We start from the raw sequence: 21537 nt of genomic DNA on the forward strand, positions 1-21537 counted from the left end.
GTGGGATCAGCTGGCGGGACGCCGTTCCGGGACGCGGGCGGCGGCGCGATGGGAGGACGAGGATGACAGCCGGGGAGCAGGCCGAAGGGCCGTACGTGGTCGGGATCGACACCTCGACGCAGTCCACGAAGGCGCTGGTGGTGGACGTGGCCACGGGGCGGGTCGTGGCGAGCGGGCAGGCCCCGCACACGGTCACGACGGGGGCGGGCCGCGAGTCGGACCCGCGGCAGTGGTGGGGCGCGCTGCTGAGCGCCCTGGAGCAGTGCGGGCCGCTCGCGCGGCAGGCGGCGGCCGTCTCGGTGGGCGGCCAGCAGCACGGGCTCGTGACGCTCGACGCGGCCGGGGAGCCCGTGCGGCCCGCGCTGCTGTGGAACGACGTGCGCTCGGCTCCGCAGGCCCGGGAGCTCGTCGAGCGGCAGGGCGGGCCCGCGTGGTGGGCGGAGCGGGCCGGGAGCGTGCCGGGGTCCTCGTTCACGGTCACGAAGTGGGCGTGGCTCGCGGAGCACGAGCCGGAGGCGGCGAAGGCAGTGGCGGCGGTACGGCTGCCGCACGACTACCTCACCGAGCGGCTGACCGGCGAGGGCACAACGGACCGGGGCGACGTCTCGGGCACGGGCTGGTGGGCGGCGGGCCCGGAGACGTACGACGAGGAGATCCTGGGCCTCGTGGGTCTCGACGCGGCGAAGCTGCCGCGCGTCGTGGGCCCCGGCGAGGTCGCGGGGACGGTACGGGGCGACACGCTGCCCTTCGCGCGCGGCACCCTCGTCGCCGCGGGGACCGGGGACAACGCCGCAGCCGCGCTCGGGCTCGGGCTGCGCCCCGGGACGCCGGTGCTGAGCCTCGGCACCTCGGGCACGGTGTACGCGGTATCGCCGCGCCGCCCCGCCGACCCGAGCGGTACGGTCGCGGGCTTCGCCGCCGCGCACGGCGACTGGCTGCCGCTCGCCTGCACGCTCAACTGCACGCTCGCCGTGGACCGGGTCGCCGCCCTCCTCGGCCTCGACCGCGAGGCCGTCGAGCCCGGCGGGGCGCTGAGCTTCCTGCCGTACCTCGACGGGGAGCGCACCCCGAACCTGCCGGGCGCCTCCGGGCTCCTCACCGGGCTGCGCCACGACACGAGCGGCGGCCAGCTGCTCCAGGCCGCGTACGACGGGGCCGTGTACTCGCTCCTCGACGCGCTCGGCCTCGTGCTCGACGGCGAGGGGGACGAGAACGAGCCGCTGCTGCTCATCGGCGGCGGGGCGCGCGGGCGGGCCTGGCAGGAGACCGTCCTGCGGCTCTCGGGGCGCCCGGTGCGGGTCCCGGAGGCGAAGGAGCTCGTCGCGCTCGGCGCCGCCGCGCAGGCGGCCGGGCTCCTGACGGGCGAGGACCCGGCGGCCGTGGCCCGGCGCTGGGACACGGCGCGCGGGCCCCTCCTGGACCCCGTCGCCAAGGACCACGAGACCCTCGCGCGGATCTCCGGGGTACTCTCCGACGCGGCGCCCCTCCTCGAAGGGACCCCGGTCACGGACTGAGCGGCCACAGGGGGGCGCGGCCCGGTTCCGCGCCCCCGGACGGCGCGCGGTGCCGCGCCGGGAGCGCTCCCGGCGGCAGACGAGGAAAGCGGGGCGAGTGATGTTGATGGCGGTACGGGGGTGCGGGAGAGCCGTGTCCAGGGCGAGTGCCCGCTTCCGGCGGGAGGCGCCCCCGACCGGGGGCACGACACCGGGCTCAGCCCCGGACCGTGCTCCCCGAACGCCGGAGCGGCCGGAGCTTTGCGCCGTTCCCCTCTCCCCCACCCCCGAGGAGCCCCGATGACCGCCGCGTTGCCGGACACCCAGCAGGGGATGCGCCGGCGGAACCTCGCGCGGGTGCTGCACACCGTGGCCGCGCACGGGCCTTTGTCGCGGGCCGCTGTCGCGACGCGGATCGGGCTCACCAGGGCTGCCGTGTCGACCCTCGTGGACGAGCTGATCCGGGCCGGGTTCCTCGACGAGCTGGGGCCCGAGCGGCCCGGACGGGTCGGGCGGCCGGGGTCGGCGCTCGCGGTGAGCGCGCGGGGACCGGCGGGGCTCGGCGCGGAGATCGGCGTCGACCAGCTGTCCGTGTGCGCGGTGGACCTGAGCGGCACGGTGCGGGCGCGGGTCGTGCGTCCCGTCGACAACCGGGAGCGCGCGGCGAAGCCCGTGCTCGCCGAACTCGCGGCAATCGTGGACGAGGTACGCGTCGCCGCCGAGGCGCTCGGGCTGCGGCCCGCCGGGCTCGCGGTCGCCGTGCCCGGACTCGTCGAGCGCGACCGCCCCTTCGTGGTGCGCGCGCCCAACCTCGGCTGGACGGACACCGACCTCGGGCCGCTGCTGCCCGAGGGTCTGCCCGTGACGGTCGACAACGAGGCGAACTTCGGGGCTCTCGCCGAGCTGTGGACCGGCGGGGGCGCGCACGAGAACTTCGTGCACGTCTCGGCCGCGATCGGGATCGGCGCCGCCGTCGTGCTCGGCGGTGAACTGCTGCGCGGGACACGGGGGTTCGCGGGCGAGCTGGGGCATGTGCCGGTCCGCCCCGAGGGGCCCTCGTGCCCGTGCGGGGGGCGCGGCTGCCTGGAGCAGTACGCGGGGCAGGAGGCCGTGTGGCGCGCGGCGGGCCTCGCTCCGGGGCAGGAGCCGGTCGGGCTGCTCGCGCAGCGCGCCGCGGAGGGCGACAAGGCGGTCCTCAAGGCGCTGCGCGGCGCGGGGAGCGCGCTCGGGATCGCGCTCTCGGGCGCGGTCAACCTCCTCGACCCGGAGGGTGTCGTGCTCGGCGGCTCGCTCTCGCCGCTCGCGGAGTGGCTGCTCCCGCCGCTGCGCCGCGAGCTGACCCGCCGCACGGCGACGGCGAACCGCCCGGTGACGGTCTCGCGGCTCGGCCGCGAGGGCCCGCTCCTCGGCGCGGCGCACTCGGTGGTGCGAGCGGTGCTCGACGACCCTGTGTCGCTCACGGCGGAGTGAGCGGGGCCGGGTGAACGCCGAGCTGGACGCGCGTCACCCCGCCTGCCCTGTACGGGAGTTCGCCGTCTTCCGCGCGGCGGCGCCACCCCGTACCGTGCCTCGTACCCGATCCCCGTCCCGACCGGGCGGGGCCCACCCCCCACCAGGAGGCGGAACCGCCGTGGAACACTCCGGACCCGCGCCCAGCCGCCGCACCCTCCTCAGAGGCACCGCGCTCGCCGTCGTGCCCGCCGCGCTGCTCACCGGGCCCCCGGCCGCCGCCGCGAAGCCGGCCGCTGTCGACCACCCGGGCGCCGAGTGGGTGCCCGCGAGCACCTCCAACTACACGGTCGCGAACCGGCCCGCGCAGTACCCGGTCGAGTACGTGGTGATCCACGTGACGCAGGAGTACTTCGCGGACACCCTCGCCATCTTCCAGAACCCGGCGAAGCAGGTCACCGCGCACTACGTGGTGCGCTCGGCGGACGGCCACATCGCGCAGTGCGTGCGCGAGAAGGACGTCGCCTGGCATGCCGGGAACTGGGACTACAACACCCGCAGCATCGGCATCGAGCACGAGGGCTGGGTCGACAAGCCCCAGTACTTCACGAACGCGATGTTCGAGGCGTCGGCCGGGCTCACCGCCTCCGTGTGCGACCGCTACGGCATCCCGAAGGACAGGGAGCACATCCTGGGGCACGTCGAGGTGCCCGGCACCGACCACACCGACCCCGGCGCGCTGTGGGACTGGACGAAGTACATCCGGCTCGTCAACCTGGCCTGACGCGCGGCCCGCGGGCTCACAGCACCCGGTGCAGCCAGCCGTGCCGGTCCTCGGTCCTGCCGTACTGGAGGTCGAGGACCGTGCGGCGCAGGGCGAGCGTCGTCGGGCCCGGCGTGCCGTCGCCGACCGTGAAGGCGTGGCCCGCGCCCTTGAAGCCGGTGACGGGGGTGAGGACGGCGGCCGTCCCCGCGGCGAAGACCTCGGTCACGGTGCCGTCCTCGGCGCCCGCGCGCAACTCCGCGAGCGAGATGGCGCGTTCGACGGGCCGCAGGCCGAGTTCGGGGGCCAGGGCGAGGACGGTGTCGCGCGTGACGCCTTCGAGGATCGTGCCGAGCGCCGGGGTGAGGAGTTCGCCGTCGCGCGTCACGAGGCACAGGTTCATCGTGCCGGACTCCTCGATCGTGCCGCGGCCCGCGCTGTCGAGGTAGAGCACCTGCTCGCAGCCGTTCTCGCGCGCCTCGGTCTGCGCGGCGAGGCTCCCGGCGTAGTTGCCGCCGCACTTGGCGGCGCCCGTGCCGCCGATCGCCGCGCGCGAGTACGTCTCGGTGACCCACAGCGTGACCCCGGTGACGCCGGAGGGGAAGTACGGTCCGGCGGGGCTCGCGATGACGCGGAAGAGTGCCTCGGCGGAGGGGCGGACGCCGAGGAAGGACTCGGTGGCGATGAGGAAGGGGCGGAGGTAGAGACTCTGCTCGCCGGAGCCGGACGCGGAGGAATCGGGCGCGGAGGGATCGGACACGGAGGGGCCGGACGTGGAGGGATCTGGGCCCGGCGTCGCGGCCCCGCCGCCCGCGCCCCCGTCCGGCTCCGGCACCCACGCCGCGTCGGCCCGTACCAGCTCCTCCACGGCCCGTACGAAGGCGGCCTCGGGAAGCTCGGGGAGGGCGAGGCGGCGCGCGGAGCGGGCGAAGCGGCGCGCGTTGTCGCCCGGCCTGAAGAGCCACACGCCGCCGTCCGCGTGCCGGTACGCCTTGAGCCCCTCGAAGATCTCCTGTCCGTAGTGGAAGACGGCGGCGCCCGGGTGGAGCGTGAACGGCGCGAGCGGGCGGACGCCGCCGTCGTGCCAGCCGTGCTCCGCGTCCCACGCGGCGACGGCCATGTGGTCGGTGAACCAGCGGCCGAAGCCGGGGTCGGCGAGGATCGCGCGACGCTCGGCGCCGGGGACCGGGGCAGCGGTGCGGTCGAGGGGGAAGTCGAGGCTCATACGCTCTTCCTGACGGTCGGCTGCCCGGCATGCTAGCCCTCGTTCCCGCCCCCGCCGGAGAGGAGGCCGGGGCGGGGGCGCCGCGTCAGCCGAGGGCGCGCACGACGACCTGCGTGGCCTCGGCGAGGAGCTGGTCGTCGGCTTCCGCCGCGCGCTCGTCGCGGTAGCTGAGGAGGGTGAGGACGAGCGGGGCACGCCCCGGCGGGCGGATCACCGCGATGTCGTCGCGCGCGCCGTGGTAACTCCCCGTCCCCGTCTTGTCCTCGACCGTCCAGCCCTTCGGCACGCCCGCGCGGATCGTCGCGTCCCCGGTGGTGTTGGCCCGCAACCAGCCGGTCAGGCGCTCGCGTTCGGGCGCGGCGAGGACGTCGCCGAGGGTGTAGGCGCGCAGGTTCGCGGTGAGCTGGCGGGGCGTCGTCGTGTCGTGGGTCTCGCCGGGTGTCCAGCGGCTCAGGAGCGGTTCGACGCGTTCCATGCGCGTGACGCGGTCGCCCGTCGCCGTCCGGACGAGCGCGCCGAGCGCGCGGGGGCCGCCGAGGTCGGCGAGGAGGACGTTGGCGGCGGTGTTGTCGCTGTAGCGGATCGCGGCGTCGCACAGCGCCTCGCGGCTCAGCCCGGTGCCCGCGTGCTTCTCGGTGACGGGCGAGTTGGCGACGAGGTCCTTCTTGTCGTACCGCAGGACGTGGTCCATACCGGCGAGGCCGTGCTTCTTGAGCACGGCCCCGGCGAGGAGCGCCTTGAAGGTCGAGTTGTACGAGAAGCGGGTGTCGGCGTGCCAGGCGACCTCGCGCCCGCTGCCCAGGTCCACCGCGTGGACGCCGAGATGGGCCCCGTACCTGCGCTCCAGCGCGGTGAACTCGGCGGCCTCGTCGACGGTACGGGCCGCGGGTGAACCGCTCGACTGCCGTGCGGGGCCCGGCCGCGCGGGGGCCTCCTGGCCGGCGTCCGTCCCGCACGCGGTGAGCGGCAGCAGACAGAGCGCGGCGGCGACGAGCGCGGGGCGGATGCGGGCGGGGCGCATGGGGCGTACCTCCGGAGCGGCGTGGGGACCTGGGCGCGGGAGGGTGGTCCCGCCGCGCCATCCCATCACCCCGGGGGCTCGGTGACGACTCCGGCGCGGGTTCGCGCGCGTCGTACGCCTTTGCCCCCGTGACGTCGGCGGGGCGCCGCGCGTTCTCGGTACGGGGCCCGCACGGCGCCCCTCCCCCCTGTCCCCCAGCACGTCCGCGCCAGCGCGCGCGCCCGGAGTCGCCCGTATGACCGCGCCCCTCGCCTCCCCCGTCCCGCCGCTCGCGGCGCAGCGCACCGCCCGGCTGCCGTGGGCACCGGCCTCCCCGGCCCCCCTGCGGCCGGGCGCGGGCGAGCGGGTGTGCCTCCTCTCGGCGGACGGCGACGAACCGCCGGAGGGGTTCGCGGCGCTCGCGCTCACGCTCCGCTCGCCGGAGGCGGGTCCGGGCGCCGGGCCCTGGGACTGGATCGTCGTGCCGGAGCCCGCCACGGACGTGCCCTCCGCCACCTGGGCCGCCGCGCTGCGCCCGGGAGGGCGGCTGCTGACCCGGCAGCGGCTGCGGGGCCGCACGTACGAGCTGTGCTGGACGCGGCTCGCGGACGGCGCCCTGCGCGCGGACGAGGTACGGGCGCTGCCGGACCGCGAGCCGGTGCCGCTCGTCCCCGGCGAGCGCGCCGCGTGCACGGCGGACGACCTCGTGCGGCTCGTACGGGACGCGGAGCAGCCCGCCGTGGGCGGCGGGATCGCCGCCGGGCTCGCCCCGGGCGGGCAGGTGGTGTGGACGCGCGCGAGGGTGCGCGACACGGCCGGGCTCGACGCGCTCGCGCTGCGCCTCGCCGCGACCGACTCCCGCGCGTGCGCGCTGAGCCTCCTCGGTACGGCACCCGGACTGCTGGTGCCCGCCGGGCCCGCCACGACGCCCGCGCTCGCGACCGGCGACTCCCTCGCCTATCTCGTCGTCCGCCCCGCCGACGACGGTGGGGACGTGGCCTGGCAGGCGGGCGCGGCCTGGACGGGCCCCGGGGGCTCGCGGCTCGCCGCCGCGCTGGAGAAGGCGCTGAGCGAGGGGGCCTGCGACGCGGAGGTGAGCTGGTCGGCGCACGTGACGGGGGCGGGCAGACTCGTGGTGAGCGCGGAGAACCTGCGCGGCTACCTCGCGGAGCACGCGGCCCCGGCGGGCTGCGCCGACCTCCTGATCAGGGACGCGCACGGCCGCGTGCTGCTCGTCGAGCCCACGTACAAGGACGGCTGGGACCTGCCGGGCGGGATGCTGGAGGACGAGGAGCCCGCGCACGCGGCGGTGCGCGAGGTGCGCGAGGAACTGGGCATCGACGTGTTCGCCGGGCGGCTCCTCGTCGAGGACACCGTGCCGCGCGGGCGCTGGGGCCGTTCGATCGTCGCGCGGATCTACGCGGGGCACCCGCCGCACGAGGTGCGGACCGAGGCGTTGCGGCTCGACCCGGGCGAGATCGCGGCGGCCGAGTTCGTGGGCGAGGAGGAGGCGCTGCGGCGGGTCCCGGAGGAACTGGCGAAGCGGCTCGCCGCCGCCCTCGTCGCCGAGCGGGACGGGGAACTCGCCGAACTCCACGACGGCGTACCGCGCACGACCCCCGACGAGCGGCTCGCCGCGCAGGCGCGCGGGGCCCGTCTCGCCCTCGCCGAACGCCTCGGCGAGCGCGGCCTGCTCAGCGGTGAACGGCTGCGCGAGGCTTTCGTCGCGACGCCCGTCGAACTCCTGCTCCCGCAGGTCTACGCGCCCCGTCCAGGGCCGCGAGGCCACGACGGGATGCTCCAGCTCATCGACTGCCAGGTACCGCGCGAGCTGGGCGAGTGGCTGGGTCTGGTCCACGGCGAGGCACCGCTCGTCGTGCGGTACGGGGACGAGCGGCTCTGCGAGCGCCCCGCGGGGCGTGTCGTACCGGCCCACGGACCGCTGGGCCTCGCCGCCTCCCCGTACCTCGGGCTCGTCCTGCTCCAGCACCTGGGCGCGGAAGCGGGCGCGACGGTCCTGGAGTACGGGGCGGGGACGACGACCGCGCTCCTCTGCGCGCTCAGCGGGCGGGTCCAGGCCGTGGAACCCGATCCGCTGCTCGCCGCGGGGGCGCACGAAGGGCTCACGGCACTCGGGCTGCGCGCCGGGGTGACGTCCTGCCCGCCTCCCGATCTCCACTGGGACCGCGTGCTCGTCTCACGGCTCGCCGCGGGGCTGCCCGCCGGGGCTCCCGACCGGCTCTCGCCCGGCGGGGTGCTCGTCGCCGCGCTGCTCGCGCCCGGCACGGCGTGGCCCGCGGTGGCGGTGCTGCGGCGCCCGCGAGACGGGGGCGACTGCGCGGGCACTTTGCTGCCGCTCCCCCGGACCGCCGTGCCCGGCCCCCGCGGCACCGCTCCCGGTCTGCGGCTCGCCGCCGCGCACCTGCTGCGCGAGGGCGGCGGCGCGGCGGGCCTGCGGGCCCTGCGGGATACGTGGGAGGCGGCGGGCGGCCCGGACACGTATGCCCTGCGGGCGACGGCGGAGGGACAGCTGACGGTGGGTGAGCCGGGGAGCGCGCTGAGCTGGGAGGTACCGCCCACGACGGGGTGAGGGCGTACGGTACGGGGCAGGGACGGGCCGAGCGGGGCGCACCCGGGCCGGGCTCTTCGCCGGGGCCGGGGCGGGACCGCCCGGCGGCGTGACGTCGGCCTGCCCGTCCCGCGCCACGCCGTACCCCGCGTCCCTCGCCCCCCGCCCCGCCGTATCCCGCGCCGCCTCCCGCACCCCGCCGCGCTCCGAGCGGCCCCGCACCCCACGCCCCCCTCGCCCCCCGTCCTTCCCCGCCCTCTCCCGCACGCGCCAATCCCCCGCCGCGCGGCCTGCGTTCCCCGCGCGGTCCCGCGCGCCCCCGCGCGTCCGTGCGCCGGGTGTGGTGCGGCCTGCTCCGGGTAGCGCGCGGGGGAAGGCATGGAGCGGGGGCCGGGTGGACAGCATGACGGCATGACTCATGGCGTTATGACAATCATGTCGGAGAAGGTGGCGCGGGCGGTGCCCGGTGCGGAGGGCCCGCCGGCGTGGCCCTCGCGGGGCACCGGGTCCGGAAGGTGAGGGCGCCCGCCTTGCCCTCCCCCCTGCTCCTGACGCCGAGGCTGGAGCCGCGCCTCGGCGCGCTGCTCCGCGCGCCCGAGGTCCTGTACCCGCTCGTCGAAGGGCTCGGCAGTCCGCTCAACGTCGTGCTGCCGCAGCAGGTCGTCGAGAACGTGCGGCGCTTCGAGGCGGCGCGCGACCGCCACCACCTGCGCGGCACGGTGTACTTCGCGCACAAGGCGAACCGTTCCAGCGCCCTGGTCCGCGCGCTCGCCACGAGCGGCGCCGGGCTCGACGTGGCCTCGCTGGAGGAGCTGCGGCACGGCCTCGGCAGCGGTTTCACGCCGGACAGGATCGGTGCCACGGGCCCGAAGGAGCCCGAGTTCCTGTGGCTCGCGGCGCGCACCGGGGTGACGGTGACCGTCGAGGACCAGGGCGAGCTGGAACGGCTCGCCGTCCTCGTCGCGCGGTACGAACTTCCGCGCGTGAAAGTGCAGTTACGGCTCTCCGGCTTCCCCTCGCAGGGGGTGCGGCAGCTGAGCCGCCCCAGCCGTTTCGGGACGCCGTTCGCGGGACTGCCCGCGCTGCTCGACGCGGTGGAGCGGGTGCGCGAGCGGGTGGAGGTCGTCGGGGTCGCGTACCACATCGACACGACGGGCCTGCCGGAGAAGGCGCTCGCGCTCGACGGCTGTCTGCGCGCGCTCGATCTCTGCCTGGAGCGGGGGCTGCGCCCGGCGACGGTGGACATCGGCGGCGGCTTCGGCGTGAGCCACCTCGCCGACGCGCGCGAGTGGGAGGCGTACACGACCGAGCTGACGCTCGCGGCGCTCGGCCGCCGCCCGCCGCTGACCTGGCGCGGGCACGGCTACGGGCTCGCCAACGAGGGCGGCACGTTGCGCGGTTCCCTCGACCTCTACCCCGGGCACCGCCCGCTCGCCGGGGCCGAGTACCTGGACGCCCTGCTGCGCCAGGACTCCCCCGCCTTCGGCCGCCCTCTCGGCGAGCTGCTGCTCGACGGGCTGTACGACCTCGCGGTGGAGCCGGGCCGCGCGCTCATGGACCAGTGCGGGGCCACGCTCGCCCGCGTCGTCGACGTGCGCACGGGGCCGGACGGGATCGCGCAGGTGCGGCTCGCGATGAACGCGGACGACTGCGCCCTGGAGGAGCACGGCATCCTCGTCGACCCGCTGCTCCTGCCCCGCCCCGGGGGCGCCCCCGTGCCCGATCCGGGCCCGGGTGCGGCGACCGGCGTGTACCTGCACGGGAACCTGTGCCTGGAGTCGGACCTGATCACCCGCAGGCTCGTCCAGCTCCCGAGGCTCCCGGCCCCCGGCGAACTGCTCGCCTTCGCCAACACCGCCGGGTACGCGATGGACTTCAGCGCCCAGAACGCCGAACGCCGCCCGCCCGCGCGGAAGGTGGCGCTGGAGCGGACGCCGGGCGGCGGCTGGCGCTGGACGCTGGACGAGCAGTGGTGGCCGACGGCGACGGAGTCGGACACGGGGGCTCCGCTCCCTTCCACCACCCCCACGAGCACTCCGGCCGCCCACCCGGGCGGCACACCGGGCACGACGGCAGGGGCGCGGGGCGTCCCGCCGCTGCCCGGCACGACCAAGGGACGGGTATGAAGTACGACAGCATCCTCGACACCATCGGGCAGACCCCCCTCGTACGGATCGACCCGGCGGTGCACGGACTGCGCTCCACCGAGCTGTACGCGAAGCTGGAGTTCTTCAATCCCTTCGGCTCCGTGAAGGACCGCGCGGCCTGGGGCATGGCGCGCCCCGCCCTCGCCGACGCCGCCGAGCGGGGCGCCGAGGTCGTCGAGCTGTCCAGCGGGAACACGGCGAAGGCGCTCGCCGTCATCGCCTCGATGCACGGACTCGGTTTCCGCAGCGTCACCAACCGCATGAAGATCCCCGAGGTGAAGGAGCTGCTGCTCCTGCTCGGGGCCGAGATCGAGGAGCTGCCGGGACAGAGCGAGTGCCTGGACCCGACGGACACGGAGGACCCGCTCACCCGCTTCCACCGCGAACTGAGCGCCCCCGGCGGCTCGTTCCTCCACACCGACCAGTACTTCAACCCGGCGAACGCGCGGGCGCACGAGGAGGGCACGGGGCCCGAGATCATCGCGGACCTCGGCGGCCGGGCACCCGACTGGTTCGTCGCGGGGGTCGGCACGGCGGGCTCGTCCTCCGGGGTCGCGCGGGCCCTGCGGGCCGCCGACGGGGACGTGCGGGTGCTCGGGCTCGTCGCGGAGAAGTCGGACTTCGTGCCGGGGATCAGGAACCTCGACGAGGTGCAGGAGGTCGGGCTCTTCGACCCGGCGACGTACGACCTCATCGAGGCGGTCGGCTCGCTCGACGCGATCGACGGGATGGTCGAGCTGATCCGGCGCTGCGGCATCCTCGCGGGCCCGACGGGCGGCGCGGCCTACCACGGAGCGGTACGGCGGCTGCGCGAGGTCGAGGCGAGCGAGCCGGAGCGGCGGCGCACGGCGGTCTTCGTGGTGTGCGACCGCGTCGAGAGCTATCTCAGCTACGTACGGGCCCGGCGCCCCGAACTCCTCGGCGCCACGGCCTCCCTGGCCACGCGCACGGCCGCCTCGGTCGGTGAGGAGGAGCGGGCGGGGGTGAACCGGATGCCGGTCGCCGAGGCGCAGAAGTGGCTCCTGCACGAGCAGCCGCTCGTGGTGGACCTGCGCGGGCCGCACGCGTACGCGGCGCAGCACATCGAGGGCTCGGTGAACATCGCGGACGAGCTCTTCGCCGAACTCCTGCGCGGCGGGCTGCCGTTCAGCAAGAGCCGCCCGGTGCTCCTCGCCTGTCCCGTCGGCGAGAAGTCGGTGGGGTACGCGGCGGTGCTGACCCGGATGGGGCACCCGGACGTGCGCAGCCTCGACGGCGGGGTCATCGCGTGGCGCGACGCGGGCGCGCCGCTGGTGCGGGAGTGAGGGGGCGGTCATGACCGAGGACAACGACCGCTGGGAGGAACTGGCAGCCTGGCAGCGGGAGATACGTGCCGAGTTCCCGATCCTCGCGGCGGAGCCGCACCTGGCGTACCTCGACAGCGCGGCGACCGCGCAGAAGCCGCGCGCGGTGCTCGACGCCGTCACGGCGTACCTCACCACGAGCAACGCCAACGCGGCGCGCGGCACGTACCCGTGGGCCAATCGCACGACGCGGATGATCGAGGAGGTCCGCGAGCGGGTGAAGTCCTTCCTGGGCGATCCCGAACCGGCGCGCTCGCGCGTGCACTTCACGAGCGGGACGAGCGAGGGGCTGCGGACGATCGCGCGGGACTGGCTGCCCGGGTACCTGCGCGACGGGGACGAGATCGTGGTGCCGTTCGCGGACCACGAGGCGAACACCTCGCCGTGGCTGGAGGCGCGCGACCTGCTCGCGGCGCGCGGGGTGCGGATCACGGTGCACGAGATGCCGGTGCAGAGCGGCTCGGGCGACTACGACCTGACGGCGCTCGCCGCGCTGCTCACCCCGCGCACGCGGTTCCTCGCGCTGACCCACGTCCACCACGTCTACGGCGCGGACATGAACGTGCACCGGGTGCGCGAGCTGGCCGGGGACGACGTGGTGCTGTGTCTCGACGCGGCGCAGAGCGTGGGGCACCTGCCGATCTCGCTGGCCGCGCTCGACGTGGACTTCCTCGTCTTCTCGGGGCACAAGGCGCTCGCGCTGCCGGGCACGGGCGCGGTGTGGTCGCGGGAGGTGCGCGGGGCACCGCTGGTGCCGGGCGGCTGGGACGGGACGCCGAACACGGCGGGGATCGCGAGTCTCGGCGCGGCGCTCGCGTGGCTGGAGGGCGCCGGTCTCGACCGGATCGAGCGCTGGACGCGGGGGCTGGCGGAGCGGCTCACCGACGGGCTGAGCGCGCTGCCCGCGTACGAGGTGCTCGGCTGCCCGCTGAGTCTCGCGCGGGGGACGCGCGTGCAGCAGCGGCAGAGCATCGTCACGTTCCGCCATCGGGACATCGAGTCGGTCGATCTCGGATTCATCCTGTTCAGTGAAGGATTCATGGTCAGGGCTGACGGCCTGTGTCAGGCGAGTGGTGGGGAAAAGCGCAGCTCAGTGCGGGTCAGTCTGCACGTGTACAACACCTTTGAGGAGATCGATCGGCTCCTGGTGACGCTGCGCGGCTTGACGTCGAGCTGATGGGAACCATTTTCACCTGTAGATTCGGGGGCCTCAACAGGAACAGACGGTAAGGGTGGTGCGGCATGGGGCTCTCTCTGCCCACGGCCGAGCGGTGGGTGGACCGCTGGGAACGGCAGCAGCAGCGGTACGCGGTCGACCGCGAGGAACGCTTCACGGTCGTCACGGACGTCGTGGAGCACGTGACGGAGGGCCAGGCGCGCCCCTACGTGGTCGATCTGGGCTGCGGTCCGGGCTCGCTGCCCGCCCGGCTCGGCGCGCGCCTGCCGCACGCCCGGATCGTGGCGGTGGACATGGACCCCCTGCTGCTGGAACTCGCCCGCACCCGCCACCCCCGCGCGGCGCGGTACGTCCAGGCGGTCATCGGCGAGGAGGGGTGGATCGGGCGGCTCGGACTGAGCGGCCCGGTGGACGCCGTGGTGTCCACGACGGCGCTGCACTACCTGCCGGAGGAGGACCTGCGGCGCGCCTACGCGGACCTGACGCGGGTGCTGCGCCCCGGCGGCGTGCTGGTCAACGCCGACCATCTCGGCTGCGGTTCCGCCGCACTCGCCGGGATCGCCGAGCACGTGGGCGCGCGGCGGGCCCGGCGGGCGGGGGCGCTGGACAGCGAGGACTGGGAGAGCTGGTGGGCGGCGGCGGCCGACGATCCCGAGCTGGGCGAGCTGTGCGCGCGTCGCGAGCCGAGCCGGTTCGGCGGGACGAGCGGGCTGAGCCTCGGCACGCACGTCGAGCTGCTGCGCGCGGCGGGGTTCGCGCACGCGGGCCCCGTGTGGCAGGTGGGGACAAGTCATGTGCTGGTGGCGGTGCTTCCGGAAAGCCCGGGAAATAGCGCGCCGCACGCGGGCGCGGGAGCCAGGGAATTCTGCACTCTGCACAATGCAGAATGACGGAGCCTCACTGTTTTACACAGAGTCGCATCGCACAGGGCGTGCGCTTTCAAGATCAAGGGCGCGTTTTCTGCGTTCCACGGGAATCGGGCAGTGGCGGAATACAGGCATCCGCTCCCCGACTTCCGCACAGCCGGGAACATCACACCTGGTCAGCGAAGTGCCGCCGACCGGTTTTCGCGGCTCTCCGCCTCATTCGCGCCACTCGGCAATTGCCGTGCAAATGTGGCGGGAATTGAGCGGAATGAGGACGGTGGGAGGCGGAATAATCACAGACGGCGAGGGAATCGAGGCTGCCGACGCGGAGGACTGCCTGCTGTGCACGAAGAGTTCGTGTGTCATCTCACCGCTTATGGCATGAGCGCGGGGGCCAGGGTCGGGGTTCCGCTCGGCACCTACCGCGCCCCTTCGCTGCCGCTCGCCGTGAACTGGCTGCGCGAGCGCGCCGAATGGCTGTCGCGGATGCTCGACCCCGGACCCGACGCGCCCTGGCTGCCCCCGGGCACGCTCGTGGAGTCCGCCGAGCGGGCGTGGGCGGTGCCCGAGACGGTCCGCGCGTGGAGCAACGACATCAACGGCCACCTCAGGCTCGCGGAGAAACTCCTCGCGGGCGATCTCGTCGAGGTGCGCTGGCACGACGAGGCGACCGAGTACGAACTGCTCGCCGAGTCGGTCGACGCGGCCCGCATGCGGCGCGTGGACGTGTCCACGCCGCAGGCCGCCGGACACCCCGACGTGGACGACGACGGCACCCTCGCCCTACCCGTCGTGCGCGCCGAGATCGCCGAGGCCGCCACGCTGCGCTTCGCGGCCGTCGAGATCGAGGCCCGCAGCCGGGGCGCGAACTCGTACTTCGGCTTACGCGTGCCGGCTCCCGCGACGCCGGAGGAGCCGCGCCCCCGCCCCCGCGCCGCCCGGCTGCGGGAGCGGCTCGGCAGGCGGCGCGGCTGAGCACGGCGGGACGGCCGGCAGACAGGCGCCGTGCGGGCCGGGCAGCGGGGCCAAGGCGGAAGCACCCTGTGGGGCGGGGCACGCGCGCACCGCGCGGACCCGGCACGACCATCCGGCCGCCCGCACCCCCGGCCTAGGGAAGCACGCAGATCCGGCCCGTCGAGCGGCCCTCCGCCACGCGCCGCACCGCCGAGGCCGCGCCCTCCAGCGGGACGCGCTCCGAGACGAGGGGTTTGATGGTGCCCTCGGCCGCGAGGCGGGTCAGCTCGCGGTGGCACTCGGCGATCGTCCGCGGCGCGTACTTCGCGTACAGCCCCCAGTGCAGGCCGAGGATCGCGTAGTTCTTCACCATCGCGTGGTTGAGCGCGGGCGCGGGAATGGTGCCGCTCGTGAAGCCGACGACGACGATGCGGCCCTCGAAGGCGACGCACTTGGCGGACTTGGCGTACGAGTCGCCGCCCACCGGGTCGTAGACGACGTCGGCGCCCCGGCCGCCCGTGAACTCCTTGACCGAGGCGACGATGTCGTCCGCGTGCCGGTCGAGCACGAGGTCGCAGCCGAGCGCGCGGGCCACCCGGGCCTTCTCGGGGCCGCCGACGACACCGATGACACGCGCCCCCGCCGCCTTGCCGAGCTGGACGGCCGCGCTGCCGACGCCACCCGCCGCCGCGTGCACGAGCAGCGTCTCGCCGGCCGCGATACGGGCCCTGCGGTGGAGCCCGAACCAGCCGGTCTGGTAGCCGATGTGCAGCGCCGCCGCCTCGGCGTCGTCGAGGGCGTCGGGCGCGGGCAGGCTCGCCGCCTCCTCCAGGAGCGCGTACTCGGCGAAGCCGCCGTGCGGCAGGACCGGGGTGCCGATGAGGCGGCGCCCGTCCCCGGTGCGCCCGCACAGCTCGACGCCCGGCGTGAAGGGCAGCGGCGGCCTGATCTGGTACTGGCCCCGGCACAGCAGCGCGTCGGGGAAGTTGACGTTCGCCGCGAGCACCTCGACGAGGAGCTGCCCCGGGCCCGGCTCGGGCCTCTCGGTCTCGGCGAGCCTCATCACCCGCTCGGGTTCGCCGGTCTCCGCCACCTGCCATGCCCGCATGGCTCGCTCCCGCCTGTTCGCGCCTCGGCCGCCCGGCCGGCACCGCGCTTGCGCGCCCCTTGCCGCCGGACCACCCGTGGAGCGGCATACTAAGCGGTCGGTAAGGGTGAACGGAAGACCGGCCGCACGCGCCCGCCGGGCAGGAGTCCCCACCCGGCGCGGGTCACCGCCGCCGGTCCGGCCTCAGTCCGTCTTCTTCCGCTTCGGCCGCGCCCGCACGTGCATCCGCTCCCCCTGCGGCCCGAAGAGCACGAGGAGTTCGACGGGGCCTTCGTCGAGCAGCCCGAACCAGTGCGGGACGCGCGTGTCGAACTCAGCGGCCTCGCCCGGTTCGAGGACGAGGTCGTGCTCGCCGAGGACGACACGCAGCCTGCCGTGCAGGACGTACATCCACTCGTAGCCCTCGTGCGTGCGCGGCTCGGGATCGCGCGAGCCGCCCTCGATGACCATCCGGTACGCCTGCACGCCGCCGGGATGGCGGCTGAGCGGGTACATGCGGCGGTGGTGCCGCACGATCGGCTCGGCGCGCACGCGGGGGTCGGCGACCGGGCGGGTGCCGACGAGTTCGTCGAGCGCGACCCGGTGGGCGCGGGCGAGCGGGAGGAGCAGTTCGAGGGTCGGGCGGCGCAGCCCGGATTCGAGGCGCGAGAGCGTGGAGACGGAGATGCCCGTGCTCGTGGAGAGCGCCGCGAGGGTCATGCCGCGCTCCTTGCGCAGCCCGCGCAGCCGCTCGCCCACCCCGGCGAGGATCTGCTCGGACGCCTCGTCACCGGCCCCGGCGAGAGCTTCGGCGGCGGACCCGGCATCCTCCGGGCCTCCCGCTCCCGCCCGCCCCGTGCTCACGCGTCCCCGCGCACGAGCGCGAGCAGCCGGTCGAGCACCGGGCCCTGCCGCAGCCCGTCGTGCTCGAACTCGTCGGTGACCCAGGTACGCAGGCCCTTGATGGCGTGCGCGGTGCGCAGCGAGTGCGCGGTGTCGACGTACATGTCGTCGTGGTAGACGGCGGCGGCGACGGGGACCTCGTTGCGGGCGAGCCGTCCCGCGTCGTAGAGCGGGGTCCAGTCGGTGCGCTGCGCGAGCAGTTCGGCGGCCTCGCGCAGCGGCGAGAGCGAGGGGTCGCACGTGAAGGCCCAGGGGTGCACGGACTCGCCCGTGAAGAGGACGGGGGCGTCGCTCGCGAGCGCGCGCTCGGCGTCGAACTGCGGGAACTCGGTGCGCACGCGCTCGGCGGCCCAGCCCGTGGGGCGGTGGTCCTGCGCGTAGATCGACTCGTGCAGGACCGCGTAGAGCGGGTGGGCCGCGTAGGAGAGGGCGGCCTGCGCGGCCTCCTGGAAGGCGTCGGAGAGCTGGAGGCCGGTGGGAGTGCGCGCGAAGGCGTTCTCCAGGAGGTAGTGCAGGGTGTGGCTGCCCGAGCCGCCGCCGAGCGCGATGCCGAGCGACTGGAAGGCCTCGACGGTGAGCCGGTAGCCGCCGTTGAGCACGGGGCGGTGCTCGGCGAGGTGCTCGGCGACGCGGCGCACGCGGTCGACGTCCTGCGGGTAGCGGGCGTAGTGCGCGGCGACCTTGCGCTCGATGCGGGGATAGGCGGCGCGGTAGACGTCGTCGGCGTGGGCGTCGAGCGAGGGCAGTCCGCCCGTGATGATCGCGGCGCTCAGGCCCTCGGGGGCGCTGGAGAGGTAGCGCGTGACGCAGAAGCCGCCGAAGCTCTGGCCGAGGACGGTCCAGGGGGCGCCGCCCGTGAGGTTCTGCCGGATCAGTTCGGCGTCCTTGACGATGGAGTCGGCGCGGAAGCGGGCGAGGTAGTCGGCCTGCTCGCGCGGGCCGCCGCGCAGCGGGAGCGTCTGGCGGTTGGCCGGGGTGGAGCGTCCCGTGCCGCGCTGGTCCATGAGGAGGACGCGGTAGTCCTCGAGGGCGCGCCCGAGCCACGCCTCGCGGCCCACGAAGCGGCGCGCCGCGTTGCCGGGGCCGCCCTCCAGGTAGAGGAGCCAGGGCCGCTCGCCGCCGCCCTGCTCGGTCGAGACCACTTCCCGGCCGAAGACCTCGATCTGCTCCCCGTCGGGTCGCTCGTGGTCGAGCGGGACGGTGAACATGCGGTCCGTGAGGACGACGCCGGGCTGGCGGTACGTGGCGGCCATGGTGCTCCTGCCGGGGTGGGTGGTGCCTTGTCGCACCCAGTTGAGCACACGGCCCGGGGGACCTGCGCCCCGGCTCGGCCCGCGCGGCGGGGCGGGAGAGCGCGCGTCCACGGGGTGGCCGCACGGCATTCGCCGGCCCGTCGGGCCACGGTTGCTGGTCCGCGTCCCCGGATGGGCGAGCCGCGCCCGCGCGGAGGAGGGACGGTCGGCTCGCACCGAGGATGGGGGCGCCCTGCTCACGCCCTCCGCCCCTGAGGCGTGCGAGCCGGGCGAGCCGGAGGCGGCCCGGGGCGCGGTGCGCGGCCGCCCACGCCGCTGAGCCGGGTGGCTGCCGGGATGCGCATGGTCCGCGTCGCGGAGATCCTGGCCAGTACACGAGAGGAGCCGCTGGGATGAGCACCCTTCAGCCCGCCCCGAGCGAACCGGGAGGCACCTTCCCCGGCATGCCGCCACGCGTACGGCTCCACCCACCCGGGCCCCGGCCGCGCGACGCCCGGCCGGGTGCGGCGGCGGGCCACGCGCGTGCCCGCACGGGCATGGCACGGCAGCGGGTCGAGGGGGTGCACGGGCCGCGCCGCCCACATGTCGTACGGCTCGGTGAGGCGTGAGCGCCACGGCCGCGCGGCCCCGTCCGATGATCCGCTTCGAGGGCGTCGGCAAGCGGTACGCGGACGGCACCGTCGCGGTGCACGACCTCTCGCTGGACGTCGCCGAGGGGCAGCTCGTCACCCTGGTCGGGCCTTCGGGCTGCGGCAAGACGACGACCATGATGATGGTCAACCGGCTCGTCGAGCCGACCTCGGGGCGCATCGAGGTGGACGGCGAGGACATCGCGCACGTCGACCCGGTCGCGCTCCGTCGCCGCATCGGCTACGTCATCCAGCAGGTCGGTCTCTTCCCGCACCGCACGGTGCTCGACAACACGGCGACGGTGCTCTCGCTGCTCGGCACGAAGCGCGGCCGGGCCAGGGAACGCGCGCGGGAGCTGCTGGACCTCGTGGGGCTCGACCCGGAGACGTTCGGCCCGCGCTACCCGCACCAGCTCTCCGGCGGGCAGCGGCAGCGTGTCGGGGTCGCGCGGGCGCTCGCGGCCGATCCGCCCGTGCTGCTCATGGACGAGCCCTTCGGCGCGGTGGACCCGGTGGTGCGCGAGCGGCTGCAGAACCAGTTCGTCGACCTCCAGCGGCGGCTGCGCAAGACGGTGCTGTTCGTGACGCACGACATCGAGGAGGCGGTGCGGCTCGGGGATCGCATGGCGGTGTACGGGCCCGGCCGGATCGAGCAGTTCGACACGCCGCAGACGGTCCTCGGGCGCCCCGCGACCCCGTACGTCGCGGAGTTCGTCGGCACGGACCGGGGCCTGAAGCGGCTCTCGGTGACCGAGATCAGGCCCGAGGACCTGGAGGAGCCGCCGCTCGTACGGCGGTCCGAGCCGGCCGCGCGCGCGGCGGAGCGGCTGCGCGCCGAGGGGGCGCGCTGGGCGGTCGTGCTCGACGAGGCGGGCGAGTTGCACGGCTGGGTGGGCGTGGACGAGGTGGGTGGCGGCGGGGACCGGGCCGTGGGCGAGCTGGCGCACCGGATGAACGCGTGGGTCCCGGTGGGCGCCCCGCTCAAGCAGGCGTTCGGGGAGATGCTCCAGCACGACGCGGGCTGGGTCGCGGTCCTCGACGGCGCGCGCTTCCTGGGCGTCCTGACGCCGGGCAAGCTCCACGAGGCGCTGCGGCGCTCGGTGGACGCGGACGCGCGCGGGGTGCGGCGCGGGGACGTGGACTTCGAGTCGGTGGCGGACGCCTGAGGGACGGTACGGGGGCGGTACGGGCGGTACGCGGGCCGCGCGCCGCCCGCCGGGAGGACGGCGGGCCGCGCGCCGCCCGCCGGGAGGACGCCCGTCCCCGTACCGACGCCCGCACCCCTTGAGCCGTCAGGCGCTCGGGACCGCGTGGGCGCTCGGGGCGGCGAGGACGAAGTCCTGGCGGGTGACGCGGCCCTCGCGGGGCAGGACGCGGCTCGCCGCCGGGCGGTGGCCCTTGGCGAGGGCGAGGACGCTGACCCAGTCCTCGGGCAGACCGGCCGCGCCCCAGCGTCCCTCTTCGTCGGTGACGGTCTTGAGGAGCTGGTGGCCGTCGTGGCCGAGGACGGTGATGAAGACGCCGGGCACGGGGCGGCCGTCGTCGTAGAAGACCTCGCCGCCGAGCACCGCCGTGCGCTCCCCGAAGGGGTCGTGCGCGCCCGGTGTGACGGCGTGCGGCACCGGGGCCTCCAGGGCCGGGTCCTCGACGGGCTCCTCGGGCACCGCCGCCCCGGCCCGCTCGTGCTCCTTGCGCCGGGCGAGCACGGCCCCGACCGCGACGAGCAGCAGACCGAGGAGGAGCCACGCGCACAGCACGAGCGTCGGGCGCAGGACGCCCTTGCCGTCGAAGGAGAAGATGCCGTGCAGCGCCTCGATGACGTTGCCGAGCGGGAAGACGGGGTGCAGGGCGCGGAAGAAGGCCGGGACCATCTGGTAGGGGATGGCGCCGCCGCTCGACGGGATCGAGAGCAGGACGAAGAGGGTGATGGCGACGCCGGGGATGAACTGCTTCACGAAGGGGACGAGGCCGTAGGTGACCCAGGCGACCGCCTGCGAGAGCAGGAAGAGGTAGAGGATGCCGAGCGGTTCGTCCGGGACGATGTCGAGGCCGCGCCCGATGGCGTAGGCGACGAGGCTCATGAAGGCGGACAGGCAGGCGAGGGTGAGCAGCTTTCCGCGCCGGGTGAGGTGGGCGCGGATGAGCATCATGACGGAGATGTAGGCGGAGATGTTGAGGGACATCGTGAGGTAGAAGAGGCCGGTGCCGCTCGTGTCGCCGGGAGCGGTGGGGACGAGTTCGACCGTGGTGAGCTGTCCGCCGCCGCGTTCGACGGCGGTGCGGAAGGCGGTCGTGACGGCCTGTTCGAGCAGGGCGCCCTCGGCCTTGGCGAGGTAGAGCGTGGGGCGGCGGGCGTCGGCGGCGAAGGCGGCCTCGGTGTCGCGGTCGAGGACCTTGCGGCGCGCGTCGGCGGGCGAGCGGGCGGTGACGACGTCGAAGGCGCCGGGTGACGCCTTGTCGAATCCCGCACGGATCTCGCGCGCCGCCTGCGGGCCCGAGACGGCCACGCGCACGTCGTGCGGCGTCGGATTGTGGAAGGGCAGCGCGTAGCAGAGCAGGAAGCCGAAGAAGAACAGGAGCGGGAACCACAGGCCGCCCGCGAGGGTGCGGGCGAGGTCGGCGAGCGCGGCGCCCCGGCCTCGCGGCTCGGGGGTCTCCTCGGTCATCGGACTGCCTTCC

Annotated in this window: 17 protein-coding genes; 11 read left to right on the forward strand and 6 right to left on the reverse strand. The window is 75.4% G+C overall.

All coding sequences use genetic code 11. The annotated features are described in order from the left end of the window. Positions 1-62 precede the first annotated feature (62 nt). From xylB to STTU_RS01685, 3 genes are all read left to right on the forward strand, one after another. A complete protein-coding gene (gene xylB, locus STTU_RS01675; protein ID WP_007819190.1) occupies positions 63-1514 on the forward strand; it encodes a xylulokinase in 1452 nt (483 codons plus the stop codon). A gap of 279 nt (positions 1515-1793) precedes the next feature. Then, positions 1794-2963 carry an ROK family transcriptional regulator gene (locus STTU_RS01680; RefSeq protein ID WP_007819191.1) on the forward strand — a complete coding sequence of 390 codons (1170 nt, stop codon included), beginning with the start codon at positions 1794-1796 and terminating at the stop codon, positions 2961-2963. A 160-nt stretch (positions 2964-3123) separates the two neighbouring features. Next, positions 3124-3726: an N-acetylmuramoyl-L-alanine amidase gene (locus STTU_RS01685; RefSeq protein ID WP_043253752.1), complete on the forward strand. Its 603-nt coding sequence runs from the start codon at positions 3124-3126 to the stop codon at positions 3724-3726. Positions 3727-3742: 16 nt separating this feature from the next. Here the strand turns inward: STTU_RS01685 and ilvE are convergent, their stop codons facing one another. Both ilvE and bla read right to left on the reverse strand, forming a co-directional pair. Continuing rightward, entirely contained in the window at positions 3743-4930 is a 1188-nt protein-coding gene (ilvE, locus tag STTU_RS01690; RefSeq protein ID WP_043253754.1) for a branched-chain-amino-acid transaminase, read from the reverse strand. 85 nt (positions 4931-5015) lie between these two features. After that, the gene (bla, locus tag STTU_RS01695) at positions 5016-5951 is read right to left on the reverse strand and encodes a class A beta-lactamase (protein WP_007819200.1); all 936 of its coding nucleotides are present in this window, start codon (positions 5949-5951) and stop codon (positions 5016-5018) included. A gap of 235 nt (positions 5952-6186) precedes the next feature. Between bla and STTU_RS01700 the strand changes: the two genes are divergently transcribed. From STTU_RS01700 to STTU_RS01725, 6 genes are all read left to right on the forward strand, one after another. Then, positions 6187-8520, forward strand: coding sequence for an NUDIX domain-containing protein (locus tag STTU_RS01700; protein ID WP_007819202.1), 2334 nt, complete (start codon positions 6187-6189; stop codon positions 8518-8520). A gap of 509 nt (positions 8521-9029) precedes the next feature. Beyond that, positions 9030-10625 (forward strand): Y4yA family PLP-dependent enzyme, encoded by a 1596-nt coding sequence (locus tag STTU_RS01705; protein WP_007819204.1) that lies wholly within the window; start codon positions 9030-9032, stop codon positions 10623-10625. Next, positions 10622-11950: a pyridoxal-phosphate dependent enzyme gene (locus STTU_RS01710; protein ID WP_010262695.1), complete on the forward strand. Its 1329-nt coding sequence runs from the start codon at positions 10622-10624 to the stop codon at positions 11948-11950. Before STTU_RS01705 ends, STTU_RS01710 begins: the two co-directional genes overlap by 4 nt. A gap of 10 nt (positions 11951-11960) precedes the next feature. Further along, the gene (locus STTU_RS01715; protein ID WP_007819206.1) at positions 11961-13166 is read left to right on the forward strand and encodes an aminotransferase class V-fold PLP-dependent enzyme; all 1206 of its coding nucleotides are present in this window, start codon (positions 11961-11963) and stop codon (positions 13164-13166) included. Positions 13167-13231: 65 nt separating this feature from the next. Next, the gene (locus tag STTU_RS01720) at positions 13232-14056 is read left to right on the forward strand and encodes a class I SAM-dependent methyltransferase (protein ID WP_175417887.1); all 825 of its coding nucleotides are present in this window, start codon (positions 13232-13234) and stop codon (positions 14054-14056) included. A gap of 318 nt (positions 14057-14374) precedes the next feature. Beyond that, positions 14375-15007 carry a hypothetical protein gene (locus STTU_RS01725; protein WP_043253758.1) on the forward strand — a complete coding sequence of 211 codons (633 nt, stop codon included), beginning with the start codon at positions 14375-14377 and terminating at the stop codon, positions 15005-15007. Positions 15008-15140: 133 nt separating this feature from the next. On the opposite strand, the gene STTU_RS01730 is transcribed toward STTU_RS01725, so the two are convergent. The 3 genes from STTU_RS01730 to STTU_RS01740 all read right to left on the reverse strand — a co-directional run bounded on the left by STTU_RS01730 (position 15141) and on the right by STTU_RS01740 (position 18229). Continuing rightward, a complete protein-coding gene (locus STTU_RS01730; RefSeq protein WP_043253759.1) occupies positions 15141-16094 on the reverse strand; it encodes an NADPH:quinone oxidoreductase family protein in 954 nt (317 codons plus the stop codon). A gap of 183 nt (positions 16095-16277) precedes the next feature. Continuing rightward, positions 16278-16937 carry a helix-turn-helix domain-containing protein gene (locus STTU_RS01735; protein WP_043253761.1) on the reverse strand — a complete coding sequence of 220 codons (660 nt, stop codon included), beginning with the start codon at positions 16935-16937 and terminating at the stop codon, positions 16278-16280. Continuing rightward, positions 16934-18229 carry an alpha/beta fold hydrolase gene (locus STTU_RS01740; protein WP_043253763.1) on the reverse strand — a complete coding sequence of 432 codons (1296 nt, stop codon included), beginning with the start codon at positions 18227-18229 and terminating at the stop codon, positions 16934-16936. The genes STTU_RS01735 and STTU_RS01740 overlap by 4 nt, the downstream gene beginning before the upstream one ends. A 392-nt stretch (positions 18230-18621) precedes the next feature. Between STTU_RS01740 and STTU_RS34480 the strand changes: the two genes are divergently transcribed. Together STTU_RS34480 and STTU_RS01745 are read left to right on the forward strand one after the other, a co-directional pair. Then, on the forward strand, positions 18622-18837 hold the full coding sequence (locus tag STTU_RS34480; protein WP_158678763.1) for a hypothetical protein: 216 nt from the start codon (positions 18622-18624) through the stop codon (positions 18835-18837). 26 nt (positions 18838-18863) lie between these two features. Next, the gene (locus tag STTU_RS01745) at positions 18864-20024 is read left to right on the forward strand and encodes an ABC transporter ATP-binding protein (protein WP_007819220.1); all 1161 of its coding nucleotides are present in this window, start codon (positions 18864-18866) and stop codon (positions 20022-20024) included. Positions 20025-20150: 126 nt separating this feature from the next. Here the strand turns inward: STTU_RS01745 and STTU_RS01750 are convergent, their stop codons facing one another. After that, entirely contained in the window at positions 20151-21524 is a 1374-nt protein-coding gene (locus STTU_RS01750) for a carboxypeptidase regulatory-like domain-containing protein (protein WP_007819222.1), read from the reverse strand. Between the last annotated feature and the right edge of the window lie 13 nt (positions 21525-21537).

The sequence above is a fragment of the Streptomyces sp. Tu6071 genome (assembly GCF_000213055.1).
Classification (GTDB): Bacteria; Actinomycetota; Actinomycetes; order Streptomycetales; family Streptomycetaceae; genus Streptomyces; species Streptomyces evansiae.

Bases quoted from the DNA above. Each gene is read 5' to 3' on its own strand.
- STTU_RS34480 (WP_158678763.1), top strand. From the start codon at position 18,622: ATGAGCACCCTTCAGCCCGCCCCGAGCGAACCGGGAGGCACCTTCCCC.
- STTU_RS01710 (WP_010262695.1), top strand. From the start codon at position 10,622: ATGAAGTACGACAGCATCCTCGACACCATCGGGCAGACCCCCCTCGTA.
- xylB (WP_007819190.1), top strand. From the start codon at position 63: ATGACAGCCGGGGAGCAGGCCGAAGGGCCGTACGTGGTCGGGATCGAC.
- bla (WP_007819200.1), bottom strand. From the start codon at position 5,951: ATGCGCCCCGCCCGCATCCGCCCCGCGCTCGTCGCCGCCGCGCTCTGT.
- STTU_RS01720 (WP_175417887.1), top strand. From the start codon at position 13,232: ATGGGGCTCTCTCTGCCCACGGCCGAGCGGTGGGTGGACCGCTGGGAA.
- STTU_RS01680 (WP_007819191.1), top strand. From the start codon at position 1,794: ATGACCGCCGCGTTGCCGGACACCCAGCAGGGGATGCGCCGGCGGAAC.
- STTU_RS01750 (WP_007819222.1), bottom strand. From the start codon at position 21,524: ATGACCGAGGAGACCCCCGAGCCGCGAGGCCGGGGCGCCGCGCTCGCC.
- STTU_RS01715 (WP_007819206.1), top strand. From the start codon at position 11,961: ATGACCGAGGACAACGACCGCTGGGAGGAACTGGCAGCCTGGCAGCGG.
- STTU_RS01730 (WP_043253759.1), bottom strand. From the start codon at position 16,094: ATGCGGGCATGGCAGGTGGCGGAGACCGGCGAACCCGAGCGGGTGATG.
- STTU_RS01745 (WP_007819220.1), top strand. From the start codon at position 18,864: ATGATCCGCTTCGAGGGCGTCGGCAAGCGGTACGCGGACGGCACCGTC.
- STTU_RS01700 (WP_007819202.1), top strand. From the start codon at position 6,187: ATGACCGCGCCCCTCGCCTCCCCCGTCCCGCCGCTCGCGGCGCAGCGC.
- STTU_RS01740 (WP_043253763.1), bottom strand. From the start codon at position 18,229: ATGGCCGCCACGTACCGCCAGCCCGGCGTCGTCCTCACGGACCGCATG.
- ilvE (WP_043253754.1), bottom strand. From the start codon at position 4,930: ATGAGCCTCGACTTCCCCCTCGACCGCACCGCTGCCCCGGTCCCCGGC.